Raw genomic sequence first — 11113 nt, forward strand, 5'->3', positions numbered from 1 at the left:
CGTGCCGCCCGCTCACCCCGCGATCGGGTTCTCCAGCTCTCCGGCGTGGATGAGCGAGCCGGAGGCGTCGGCCAGGTCCACCATGTGCCGGGTGTTGCGCAGCTGCAGCCTGTTCAGGCAGGAGTGCGCATAGCGCGGCACCCGCAGGTCCAGCCGACGACGGCGGCTCACCCCCTCCGCCTCGCCGCGGGCCTCCTGCTCCGCCACCACCTGGCTCACCACCTCCCAGAAGGCGGTGTCGGTGAGGACGCCGTCGGCATGCAGCACCCCGGCCAGGTGACGCAGCACCCCGCCGAAGACATCGGTGAAGATCAGCTGGGCGGCCTCGTCGTCGTCGATGACGTGCCGCATCCGGGAGATGTCCTCGTCCAGCTCCCGGTCACCGATGACGGCGGCCTCCTCGCCGATGTCCTTCATGAACACCCCGGTGACCCGGCCCTCCCGCAGCCGCAGGATGATGTTCTCCCCGTGCGGCATGAACGCGAGCTCGTGGACCTCCAGGCAGTGCAGCACCGGCAGCAGGTAGGCCCGCAGGTACTCGCCCAGCCAGGCCCGGGGCTTCAGCCCGGAGTCCTCGATGAGCGCCGCGGCCATCGAGGCGCCGCGCGCGTCCCGGTGCAGCAGCGCGGCCATGGTCATCAGCCGGTCGTCGGGCTCCTCCCGTTCGCCGAGCCGGGCGATCGGGCTCTCCCGCCACAGGGCGGCCAGCATCTTCTGCTGGTCGGAGGAGGCCTCGGCCCGGTGGTACGCGTCGCCGGTGTAGCCGATGGCGGCGTGCTCGCGCAGCACGTCGAAGCCGAGCTCAGCCAACCGGGCGTCGCCGCGCACCTGGACTGCCACCCAGTCATTGATCGCGGGGGTGGCACGCATGTAGGCCGGGGAGAGCCCGCGCAGGAAGCCCATGTTCTGGATGGACAGTGCGGTCTTGATGTAGGACCGCTCCGGGTGCCCGACGTCGAAGGCGGTCCGGATGGACTGCTGGGGCTGCCAGGCCCCGGGCCCCTCCCCCAGCACCACAAGATCACGCCGGGCGATGTCGGGGGCGAAGCTGACCGCCACCCGGTGGCGGAACTGCCAGGGGTGCACCGGCAGGAGCACGTAGTCGGCCGGGTCCAGGCCGAGGTCATGGAGCCGGGCGTGCAGGCGGGCCCGCCCCGCGGCTCCGAGCTCCAGCTCCCAGTGCTGAGCCTCCGTACGCCCGGCGCCGAGGTCCAGCCGAGTGTGGGCCCGTCGGGCGGCCACCCATACGTAGCGGAAGGTTGCACCGGACTCCGGCGCATAGGCGCGCAGGTCGTCCACACTGAAGCCGATGCGCCCGTTGGTGGCCACGAAGCAGGGATGCCCCTCGGTCATGGCCGCCTCGGTGTGCTGCAGGTCCCCGGCGACGTCGAGGTCCCGCCGTCCGCGGGCCAGCTGGGCGGCGGAAGGCCCCCGCGATGGTTCTTGAACGCCGCGCTGGCCAGGGTCGCGGCGACCTCCTCCAGGTAGGTGCCCAGCAGGTCCTCGGGGATGCCGAGGAGGTGCTGCAGCTCGACGATCAGCTCTTGGGCGTCCAGGGGGCGCTGATGGCCGTGGACGGCGTCGAGGCGCTGCAGGCTCTCCTCGTCGAGGACCCAGTGGTCCAGGGCCAGGCGGCGGGCTCGGAACCGGTAGGTGCTGGCGCCGGGGACCTCCAACCTCCAGAGTGGCGCAGCGCCGGCGGGCTCGCCCGGGTCCTGCTCTGCCGTCGGCCTGAGGAGCTTCTCATGGCTGAACTCCGCCAGCGCCTTGGCCACCAGGTGCCGCTGGGCGAGGGCCATGTGCTCGGGCCGCAGATGCTGCGTCCCCGCGTCACCCCCTGACCCCACCTCTGCGGCCGACCCGGCGGCCGACCCGGCGGCCGACCCGGCGACCGACTCTGTTCCCACCCCTGCGGCCGCCGCCTCGGGGCGGGTCCCGCGGGCCAGCACGCTGAGCATGGCCCGTTTGTCCGGCAGGGCGATCTCGCGCAGCTCCTCGAAGCCGACCTCGCGGTTCTTCCGGCGCACCGCATCGTTCTCCACGTCCGGCTCCACCACGAGACGGCCTGCGCCCAACGACCAGCAGTGCGCGACGACGGCCCGCATGATCGCACTGGTCAGTCCGTGGCGCCGGCGTGTCACGTCCTGCGGCGCCGGTGCGACGAGCAGATGCATGCCCAGGTCACCGGTCTCGGCGTCGTGGACGTCGGTGAGCACCACGCGGGTCGGGTCATAGGTCTCCACGCAGACCAAGGCGTCTCCGGCCTCCTCCCCGATCCAGGCGTCCTGGGCGTCGTCGTCGGTGATCTGCTCCAGGTACCGACGCACCTGTCCACGGCTGAGGTGCCCCATCTGCCAGTGGTGGGCGCCCGGGTGGGTCAGCCACCGGTGCACTCGGCCGGCGTCGGTCTCCGGATCAGCGGGCCGGAACACCAGCGGCAGGTCCGAGGTGCCGCAGGCCGGCTCCGTCAGTGCGGGGTCGTCGACGATCGGCACGGCACCGGCAGGGGTGTCTCCCGTGTCTGTGGCCTGTCGGGTCTCGGTCGTCTGTGTGGACATGGTCGCCTGTGGGGTGATGGTCGTCTGTGGGGTGATGGTCATCGTGGCACCTCCGCGGTGGTGGGGAGTCCGAACTGCTGGAAGGCGATGCGCCGCTCCAGCGGGTAGTGCTCCTCGCCGGTGATGGTGGCGAGGATCGAGGCGCTGCGCCAGGCGCCCATGCCGAGGTCCGGCGCGGTCAGCCCGTGAGTGTGCTCCTCGGCGTTCTGCACGAAGATCCGTCCGCCGAGCGTGTCGATGCGGTAGTCCCGCCCGACGGCGAGGCGGCCGGCGGCGTCGCGGCCGATGAGGTGTTCCACGGGTTCCAGGAAGCTCGGGTCCCGGGGCGTGTAGCCGGTGGCGAGAATCAGGTGGCCCGTCTGGTGCTCGGCCTGCTCGCCCAGCTGCCGGTGCACCAGCTGCAACCGGTGGGACCCGTCGGCGGGATCCCAGACGGCGCCGGTGACCTCTGTGTCGGTGAGCATCCCGACCTCGAGGGGCCGGTGGGCGCTGAGCCGATAGAGGGCGTCATGGATCCGGTCGATGGTGGCGGTGCTGATTCCCTTGTAGAGCCCGCGCTGCTCACGGGTGAGCTGGTCGCGCACGCCCTCGGGCAGGCGGTGGAAGTGATCGGTGTACTCGGGAGAGGTCAGCTCCAGGGTCAGCCGGGTGTCCTCCATGGAGAAGAAGCGCGGGGACCGGGTGATCCAGTCCAACCGCAGGTCGTGCTCCCGATGGGACTCCAGCAGGTCCAGGAAGATCTCGGCCGCGGACTGCCCGCTGCCCACCACGGTCGCCGATCCGGCGGCGAGGATCTCCTCGCGGCGGTGCAGGTAGTCCGCCGAATGGGTGGCTGCCGGCGAGGCGTCCACATCCTCCCGCAGCGCGGCGGGCACATGCGGGGCGGTGCCGATGCCCATCACCACGTGGCGTCCCCGACGGACCTCCACCCCGTCCGCGGTGACCGCGGTGACCACGAAGGTGTCGGTGGCGGCGTCGTGCTCCACGGACTCCACCTGACGTCCCCAGCGCAGGGAGGGGAGCCGATCGGCGGCCCACCGGCAGTAGGCGTCGTACTCGCTGCGCAGCGGGTGGAAGTCCTCGCGGATGTAGAACGGGTAGAGCCGCCCGGTCTGCTTGAGCCAGTTCAGGAAGGAGAACTCGGAGGTCGGGTCCGCCATGGTCACCAGGTCGGCGAGGAACGGCACCTGGATGGTGGCGTCGGTCAGCATCATGCCGTGGTGCCAGGCGAAGCCGTCGCGGGAGTCGAGGAAGACGGCGTCGACGTCCTCCAGGGGGTGGGCCAGGCAGGCCAGCCCGAGGTTGAAGGGACCGATGCCGATTCCGACGACGTCGTGCACGGCGCCTCCGCCAGCTTCCTCCGGGGTCGGTGTGCTGGTCATCGAGAGGCCTCCTCGGCGAGACTGGCCGGCGCTCCGGCCCGGTGACGGTGCAGGATGCGGGCGCATTCGGCGACCTCGTCCAGGCTCTGGGCCACCTGCTCGGCGGTGGTCTCCGGGTCCAGCAGCGTGAGCTTCAGACAGGGCCGGGAGTCCAGGACGGTCTTGGCGACCATGACCCGCCCAGACTCCTGGAGCACCTGGCGGACCAGCGCGACCAGCGCATCGGCGTCCTGGTCCCCCACGCCTGCCGGCTGCCACCGGAAGAGCACCGTGGTGAGATCGGTGGGAGCGAGCAGCTGCAGCTCATCGTGGCCCTCCACGTGGCGATGCACCTCCTGGGTGAGGTCCAGCAGGGCGTCCCAGGCCCGCCCGACGGCGTCGACGCCCGCCCCGCGCAGGGTCGCGTAGAGCTTCAGGGCGTCGAAGCGTCGGGTGGTCTGCAACGACTTGTCCACCTGATTGGGCTCGGCGCCGCCGGCGGGGTTGAGGTAGTCGGCGTGCCAGGCTCCTCGCCCCAGGTCTGCGGGGTCGCGCACCACCAGGGCGGAGGAGGAGACCGGCTGGAACCAGGCCTTGTGGAAGTCCAGCGTCACGCTGCGGGCCGATTCGATGCCGGCCAGCCGATGGGCCTGGCGCTCCGAGGCCAGCAGCCCGCAGCCGTAGGCGGCGTCCACGTGGAGCCAGAGGCGCTGGCCGCGGCAGATCTCGGCCAGCGGTTCGAGCGGATCGATGACCCCGCGGTCGGTGGTGCCGGCAGTGGCGGCCACGGCCATGGGAACCCGGCCGTCGGCGGCGATCTCCTCGAGGAGGCGCCGCAGGGCTGCCGGGTCCATGCGGCCGGCGTCGTCCGAGTCCACGGTGATGACCGCGTCGTCGCTGAGGCCGAGGAGCAGCGCGGCCTTGGCGATGCTGAAGTGGCTCTGCGAGCTGGTGAGCACCACCAGCTGCTGCTGGCGCACCGCACGGGCGGGCCCGGAGGTGCCGGTCAGGGCCGCCTCCCGGGCCAGGAACAGGGCCTGCAGGTTGGACTGGGTGCCTCCCGAGGTGAAGATGCCGTCGCCCCGGCTGTAGCCGATGCGCCCGGCGATCCAGCTGATCAGGCGGCGCTCCAGGAACGTGCCGATGCGGGACTGGTCGTAGGTGTCCACGGAGGGGTTGACGGCGGCGAGCACGGCCTCGGCGGCCACAGCGTGCACGTCGACGGGACAGTTCAGATGGGACAGGTACGCCGGGTGGTGGTACCAGACGGCTTCGGCGAGGAAGAGCTCGTCGAGCTCCTGGAGCAGGGCGGGGCCGCCGATGCCGGGGGCGTCGAGGTCGACGGCGGCGGCTCGGTCGGCGAGCTCACGCTGAGGCGTGTTGGTGGAGGGCGCGTCGGCGGAGGCGAGTCGCAGGGAGATCCGCGAGCTGACCTCCCCCATGAGGGCGTCATAGGACCCGGTGGCTCCGGGGCGCAGAAGGGTGAGCTGATCTGGGAGGACATCATGTGAAGCTGTCATGTGAGGGGAGCATAACTGCAATTACGTCATATTCAAGTGCTGTAATCCTGTGAGGTTGCTGGAAGCTGCTTGTGGGCCCGGTGCACTGCCGATGGCCCGGGCCCGTCGGCGCGGCCGCGAGGGCCTGCCAGGACGCAGGTGTCCCGCGCTGACCGGAGGTACAAGAAAGCCCACCCAGCCCTCGCTGCCCCATGCTCAGAGTGAGGCATGTCACCAACCTGTGACGTTGCGCGTCGTCGACACCTGCGGGCTGGCATCCGTCGCACACGCAGTGACTCTCGGGTAACATGTGGGGCGGCGCACATCACCGACCAGCTGCTGGAGGCCCTCATGCGAGCCGAGATCGACCCGGACTACGACGTCACGACGCCCCGCGACCTGGACTACTACGGCGTCTTCGCGGACATCCCTGATCAGGACCGTGCCTGGTGGACCCGTGCCCGGGAGTTCTCCACGGGCCTCGAGGAACGCATGACGCAGTGCTGGGAGGCCGGAGAGTACCCCGTGGATCTGGTCCGAGACGCTGGCGCCCGCGGGCTGCTCACCGACGGGGTCGACGTCGACGGCGTGGGCGAGGGCCTGAGCACCCTCTCCCCTCTGGCGGCCGGACTGGTCAACATGGAGACCTCCCGGACCGACGGCTCCCTGGGCACCGCACTGGCCGTGCAGGGCGGTCTGGCACTGCGCACGCTGGCGATGTTCGGCTCCGATGAGCAGAAGCAGCAACACCTCGCCGACCTGGCCACCGCCCGCACCCTGGGCTCCTTCGCCCTGACCGAGCCCACCCACGGCTCCGACTCGGTCTCCCTGGAGACCACCGCGCAGCTGGTCGGCGATGAGACCACCGGCCACTACGTGCTCAACGGCGCCAAGAAGTGGATCGGCAACGGCGCCTCCGGCGGCATCACCTTCACCTGGGCCCGGGTCTCCGGCGGCGAACACGACGGACAGGTCCGCTGCTTCCTGGTCGACCAGGAGACGGAGGGCTACCGGGCCGAAGTCATCGAAGGCAAGGCCTCGCTGCGCGCCATCCACCAGGCGGTCATCGAGTACCACGACGTCACCCTGCCCGCCGACGCAGTGCTGCCCGGCTCACACTCGTTCAAAGACACCTCCAAGGTCCTCTTCGCGACCCGGCTGGGAGTGGCGTGGTCCGCCGTCGGACACGCCGCCGCCGTCGTGGAGGCCGCCCTGAACTATGCGACCCAGCGGGAGCAGTTCAGCAAGCCGCTGGCCGGGTTCCAGCAGGTCCAGGAGCGGCTGACCTGGATGACCTCCGAGCTGACCTCCATGCAGCTGCACGTGCGGAAGGTGACCGAGCTCGACGCCGCTGGGAAGCTCTCCGGCCCGCAGGCCTCGATGGCGAAGTACCACAACACTCGCAAGGCCCGGGCGATCGCCCAGGTGGCTCGCGACATGCTCGGCGGCAACGGCATCCTGCTGAAGAACAAAGTGGCCCGGCACATGGCTGACATCGAGGCCATCCACACCTATGAGGGCACCGAGTCAGTGCAGTCCCTGATCATCGGGCGCGACCTGACCGGGCACTCCGCCTTCGCCTGACCCCTCCCCCGCGCTGAGTTGGTCTGGAGTTTTGGGTACTCGACTCGATCGAGTCGAGTACCCAAAACTCCAGACCAACTCGCGAGCCCTTCAGCCGCGAGCTCTCCCTGCGGGGACTCGATCCTGCCTACAGTGACAGCTATGCTGCTGATCTCGATGAGCACCTCGCTGGACGGGTTCACCGCGGACCGCACCGGCGACTTCAGCTGGGGCGCCCCGGACGAAGAGCTGTTCCGTTTCCATCTGGACACGGTGCGCGGGCTCGGAGCCTGCCTGTGCGGGCGTCGCCTCTACGAGACGATGCTCCCCTGGGAGACGGATCCGCTGATGCGGGAGAACGCCCTCGGTGCGGAGTTCGCCGACGTCTGGGCCGCGCTGCCGAAGATCGTGTTCAGCCGCAGCCTGGACCAGGTAGAGGGGAACGCCCGGCTGGCGCAGCGCTCCCTGGCCGAGGAGATCCCCGCGGTGCTCGCCGCGACCGAGCAGGACGTGGAGATCGGCGGCCCCACGCTGGCCGCCCAGGCTGTGGAGCTCGGACTGGTGGAGGAGTACCAGATCTTCCGGCACCCGATCATCCTCGGCGGAGGCACTCCCCTGCTGCCGCCAGTGGACGAGGCCGTACCCCTGGAGCTGGTGGAGAGCCGCGTCTTCGGCGGCCGCGTGGTCTATGAGCGGTATCGACGTGCCGAGGGGTCACGGGGCTGATCGGCACCGAGACCTCAGCATTCGATGACGTTGACCGCCAGCCCGCCCTGGGCCGTCTCCTTGTACTTGGAGGACATGTCCGCCCCGGTCTCGCGCATGGTCACGATGACCTCGTCGAGGCTGACCCGGTGCGAGCCGTCCCCCATCAGCGCCATCCGGGCGGCATTGACGGCCTTCGTGGCCGCGATGGCGTTGCGCTCGATGCACGGCACCTGCACCAGGCCTGAGATGGGGTCACAGGTCAGCCCGAGATTGTGCTCCATCGCGATCTCCGCGGCATTCTCCACCTGCTCCGGAGTACCCCCGAGCACCTCACACAGCCCGGCCGCCGCCATCGAGGAGGCCGACCCCACCTCTCCCTGGCACCCCACCTCGGCGCCAGAGATCGAGGCCTGCTCCTTGTAGAGCACCCCGATCGCTGAGGCAGTGAGCAGGTACCGCACCACGATCTCGTCGCGCTCTTCTCGCGCGGCGTAGCTCCCCCCGGGGCCGTAGTGCGTGGCGTAGAAGCCCACCGCGGGGATGATCCCTGCCGCCCCGTTGGTCGGCGCCGTGACCACCCGCCCGCCGGAGGCGTTCTCCTCGTTCACGGCCAACGCCACCAGGTTCACCCACTCCTGCCAATAGGCGTGGGAACGCTCGGGGTCCTTCTCCGTCAGCTGGGCATGCCAGTCGGGCGCACGACTCGGACCTTCAGGCCCCCGGGGAGGACACCGGTCCGACGCAGGGCAGAGTTCTTGCACTCCTCCATGACCTGCCAGATGTGCAGCACCCCGGCACGCACCTCCGCTTCGCTGCGGACGGCGGTCTCATTGGCCATCATCACCTCGGAGACGGCCCGGCCGGTGCTGCGGCAGTGCTCCATGAGCTCGGCCGCCGTGGTGAAGGGGTGGGGAACCTCCGCCTCGGTGGACTCCACGGCATCACCCAGTGAGGCGTCCTCCGCTTCGGCGGCGGTGAGCACGAACCCTCCTCCGATGGAGAAGTAGGTCTGCTCGGCCAGGACGCCGCCGTCGTCGTCGAGGGCTGTGATGGCCATTCCGTTGCTGTGCTGCGGCAGGAAGGTCAGGGGCCTCAGCACCAGATCCTCGGTGCGCAGCGCGATGTCACGGCGTCGCCCCAGCTGCTCGGCCACCCGGACCGTCCCGGTGGCGCGCATATCGGCCAGCCGGTCATCGACCTGACGGGGAAGGATCTCCTCCGCGTCCCAGCCCTCCAGGCCCAGCAGCACGGCGTCGAACGTGCCGTGGCCCTGCCCGGTGGCGGCCAGGGAGCCGTAGAGGTCCACCCGGACCTCCGCGAGAGGACCGCCCTCCCCTGCCTCCAGAGGGGCGGTCAGCTCCTCGACCACGAACCGCCGCGCAGCCCGCATCGGCCCCACCGTGTGCGAGGACGACGGACCGATCCCCACACTGAACAGATCAAACACACTGATCGCCATGACGGATCACCTCTCCCTGCGGTAGAAGGGCAGCTGGACGACTTCGAAGGGCTGCGCCTTGCCGCGCACGTCGATGTCGAGCCGTGTACCGGGCTCGGTGAACTCCACGTCCACATAGGCCATCGCGATCGGGTGGCCCAGGGTGGGGCTGGGCTGGCCAGAGGTCACCACGCCGATCTGCTGACCGGCGCGCTCCCCCTCGGCGGCCAGCACCGGGTATCCCCCGCGGCCTGCGCGGCGGCCCAGGCCCTTCAGCCCGACGAGCCGCTGACCCGTGGTCTTCCCACGGCCCTCGGCCTTGGCCTGCTGCAGCGCGGCGCGGCCCACGAAGTCCTCCTCCTTGGAGAAGGACACCACAGGCAGTCCGGCCTCGAAGCTGACCCGCTCGGTGGAGAGTTCATTGCCGTAGAGCGGCATCCCGGCCTCCAGGCGCAGGGAGTCGCGGCAGGCCAGCCCGCAGGGGGTGAGGCCGTGCTCCTCGCCACGGCTGAGCAGCGCCCGCCACAGGGCGCCGGCCTTGTCGTCCCGCAGGAACATCTCGAAGCCGTCCTCGCCGGTGTACCCGGTGCGGGCCAGCAGGATCTCCTCGCCGCCGATCGTCACGGTGTCCGCCGCGTAGTAGGGCAGGTTCTCCACAATGGTGGTCTCGTCCAGGCGCACCAGAGAGGAGACGATGGCCTCCGCCTTCGGTCCCTGGACGGCGATGAGACTGATCGCCTCGGACTCGTCCCAGACCTCCACGTCGAAGCCGGTCGCACGCTCGGCCATCGCGGCATACACGGTCTCCCGGTTGCCGGCGTTGGGGACGATCAGATACTCGTCCTCCGTGATGCGGTAACCGATGAGATCGTCGAGGATGCCGCCGTCGGGCGCGCAGATCAGCGAGTATTTGGCCTTGCCGACCTTCACCTTGGCCAGGTCCCCCACCAGCGCGGTGTTCAGGTACGTGGCAGCGTCGGGGCCGGCCACGCGGATCTCTCCCATGTGGGAGAGGTCGAAGAGTCCGGCGGTCTCGCGCACCGCCCGGTGCTCGGTGAGCTCGGAGGTGTACTTCAGGGGCATGCGCCAGCCGCCGAAGTCGGTGAAGCTGGCGCCCAGCGCCTCGTGCTCGGCCGCCAGGGCGGTCTCGCGCAGCGGGGTGTCCGCCGACGTCGTCGTCTGCGTCTGCTGCGGGGTGGTCTCAGTCATGGAGCGTCTCCTGATCGGTTCATCGTCTCTCCGTGAGAGATCGTCCCTGAATCCAACGACGATCTCTCACCGAGAGACGATCTGTGCGGGTGCGTCGGCGTCAGCGGCCGTCAGCTGATCTCGAACGCCTCGGGCGGCGGGCAGCTGCACACCAGGTTGCGGTCCCCGTGGGCGCCGTCGATACGGCTCACCGGCGGGAAGTACTTGTCCTGCAGCACCCCGGGCACCGGGAAGGCGCCCTGCTGCCGGGAGTAGGCCCGGTCCCAGTCGTCGGAGGCGACGACGGCGGCCGGGTGCGGAGCATGCCGCAGCGGCGCGTCCGCAGCCTCCACCTCGCCGTCGATGACCTGCTGGATCTCGGCCCGGATGGCGATCATCGCCTCGATGAACCGGTCGATCTCCGCCAGGTCCTCGGACTCGGTGGGCTCCACCATCAAGGTCCCGTTGACCGGGAAGGCCAGCGTCGGGGCGTGGAAACCGTAGTCGATGAGCCGCTTGCACACGTCCTCGGCGGTGATCCCGGAGCGTTTGGTCAGCTCCCGCAGGTCCAGAATGCACTCGTGGGCCACCAGGTCCCCCTCCCCGGTGTAGAGGGTCGGGAAGTGATCCGCCAGGCGCCGGGAGATGTAGTTTGCGCTCAGCAGGGCGTGCGCGGTGGCGCTGGTCAGCCCCTCGGCACCCATCATCGCCAGATACGCCCAGGAGATGGGCAGCACGCCGGCCGAGCCGTAGGGGGTGGAGGTCACCGGGGCGCCGCCGCGGCTGGCCGCGTCGGTG

General features: G+C 70.3%; 7 protein-coding genes and 2 pseudogenes. 2 read left to right on the top strand and 7 right to left on the bottom strand.

Annotated elements, in window-relative coordinates; translation table 11 throughout:
- Positions 1-12: 12 nt before the first annotated feature.
- Genes BCY76_RS19355 through BCY76_RS10475 form a run of 4 tightly spaced genes read right to left on the bottom strand, consistent with a single transcriptional unit; the run spans position 13 to position 5439 of the window.
- Positions 13-1353, bottom strand: coding sequence for an IucA/IucC family protein (locus BCY76_RS19355; RefSeq protein ID WP_237090096.1), 1341 nt, complete (start codon positions 1351-1353; stop codon positions 13-15).
- Positions 1350-2600, bottom strand: coding sequence for a GNAT family N-acetyltransferase (locus BCY76_RS19360; RefSeq protein WP_237090097.1), 1251 nt, complete (start codon positions 2598-2600; stop codon positions 1350-1352). Before BCY76_RS19360 ends, BCY76_RS19355 begins: the two co-directional genes overlap by 4 nt.
- Positions 2597-3940: a lysine N(6)-hydroxylase/L-ornithine N(5)-oxygenase family protein gene (locus BCY76_RS10470; RefSeq protein WP_070158334.1), complete on the bottom strand. Its 1344-nt coding sequence runs from the start codon at positions 3938-3940 to the stop codon at positions 2597-2599. Before BCY76_RS10470 ends, BCY76_RS19360 begins: the two co-directional genes overlap by 4 nt.
- Positions 3937-5439 carry a pyridoxal phosphate-dependent decarboxylase family protein gene (locus BCY76_RS10475; protein WP_070158333.1) on the bottom strand — a complete coding sequence of 501 codons (1503 nt, stop codon included), beginning with the start codon at positions 5437-5439 and terminating at the stop codon, positions 3937-3939. Before BCY76_RS10475 ends, BCY76_RS10470 begins: the two co-directional genes overlap by 4 nt.
- A gap of 330 nt (positions 5440-5769) precedes the next feature.
- Between BCY76_RS10475 and BCY76_RS10480 the strand changes: the two genes are divergently transcribed.
- Positions 5770-7002 carry an acyl-CoA dehydrogenase family protein gene (locus BCY76_RS10480; RefSeq protein WP_070158332.1) on the top strand — a complete coding sequence of 411 codons (1233 nt, stop codon included), beginning with the start codon at positions 5770-5772 and terminating at the stop codon, positions 7000-7002.
- 141 nt (positions 7003-7143) lie between these two features.
- Positions 7144-7707 (top strand): dihydrofolate reductase family protein, encoded by a 564-nt coding sequence (locus tag BCY76_RS10485; protein WP_070159114.1) that lies wholly within the window; start codon positions 7144-7146, stop codon positions 7705-7707.
- A gap of 14 nt (positions 7708-7721) precedes the next feature.
- Here BCY76_RS10485 and BCY76_RS10490 read toward each other — a convergent pair.
- The 3 genes and pseudogenes from BCY76_RS10490 to BCY76_RS10500 all read right to left on the bottom strand — a co-directional run.
- A pseudogene (locus tag BCY76_RS10490) lies at positions 7722-9148 on the bottom strand (L-serine ammonia-lyase).
- Positions 9149-9154: 6 nt separating this feature from the next.
- Positions 9155-10336: a glycine cleavage system aminomethyltransferase GcvT gene (gcvT, locus tag BCY76_RS10495; protein WP_139827735.1), complete on the bottom strand. Its 1182-nt coding sequence runs from the start codon at positions 10334-10336 to the stop codon at positions 9155-9157.
- A 110-nt stretch (positions 10337-10446) separates the two neighbouring features.
- A pseudogene (locus BCY76_RS10500) lies at positions 10447-11113 on the bottom strand (glycine dehydrogenase (aminomethyl-transferring)); the annotation flags it as partial.

It is taken from the genome of Nesterenkonia sp. PF2B19 (assembly GCF_001758425.2).
Classification (GTDB): Bacteria; Actinomycetota; Actinomycetes; order Actinomycetales; family Micrococcaceae; genus Nesterenkonia; species Nesterenkonia aethiopica.

Excerpts from the sequence above, each read along its gene's own strand:
- gcvT (WP_139827735.1), bottom strand. The coding sequence starts at position 10,336 with ATGACTGAGACCACCCCGCAGCAGACGCAGACGACGACGTCGGCGGAC.
- BCY76_RS10485 (WP_070159114.1), top strand. The coding sequence starts at position 7,144 with ATGCTGCTGATCTCGATGAGCACCTCGCTGGACGGGTTCACCGCGGAC.
- BCY76_RS19360 (WP_237090097.1), bottom strand. The coding sequence starts at position 2,600 with ATGACCATCACCCCACAGACGACCATCACCCCACAGGCGACCATGTCC.
- BCY76_RS19355 (WP_237090096.1), bottom strand. The coding sequence starts at position 1,353 with ATGACCGAGGGGCATCCCTGCTTCGTGGCCACCAACGGGCGCATCGGC.
- BCY76_RS10470 (WP_070158334.1), bottom strand. The coding sequence starts at position 3,940 with ATGACCAGCACACCGACCCCGGAGGAAGCTGGCGGAGGCGCCGTGCAC.
- BCY76_RS10480 (WP_070158332.1), top strand. The coding sequence starts at position 5,770 with ATGCGAGCCGAGATCGACCCGGACTACGACGTCACGACGCCCCGCGAC.
- BCY76_RS10475 (WP_070158333.1), bottom strand. The coding sequence starts at position 5,439 with ATGACAGCTTCACATGATGTCCTCCCAGATCAGCTCACCCTTCTGCGC.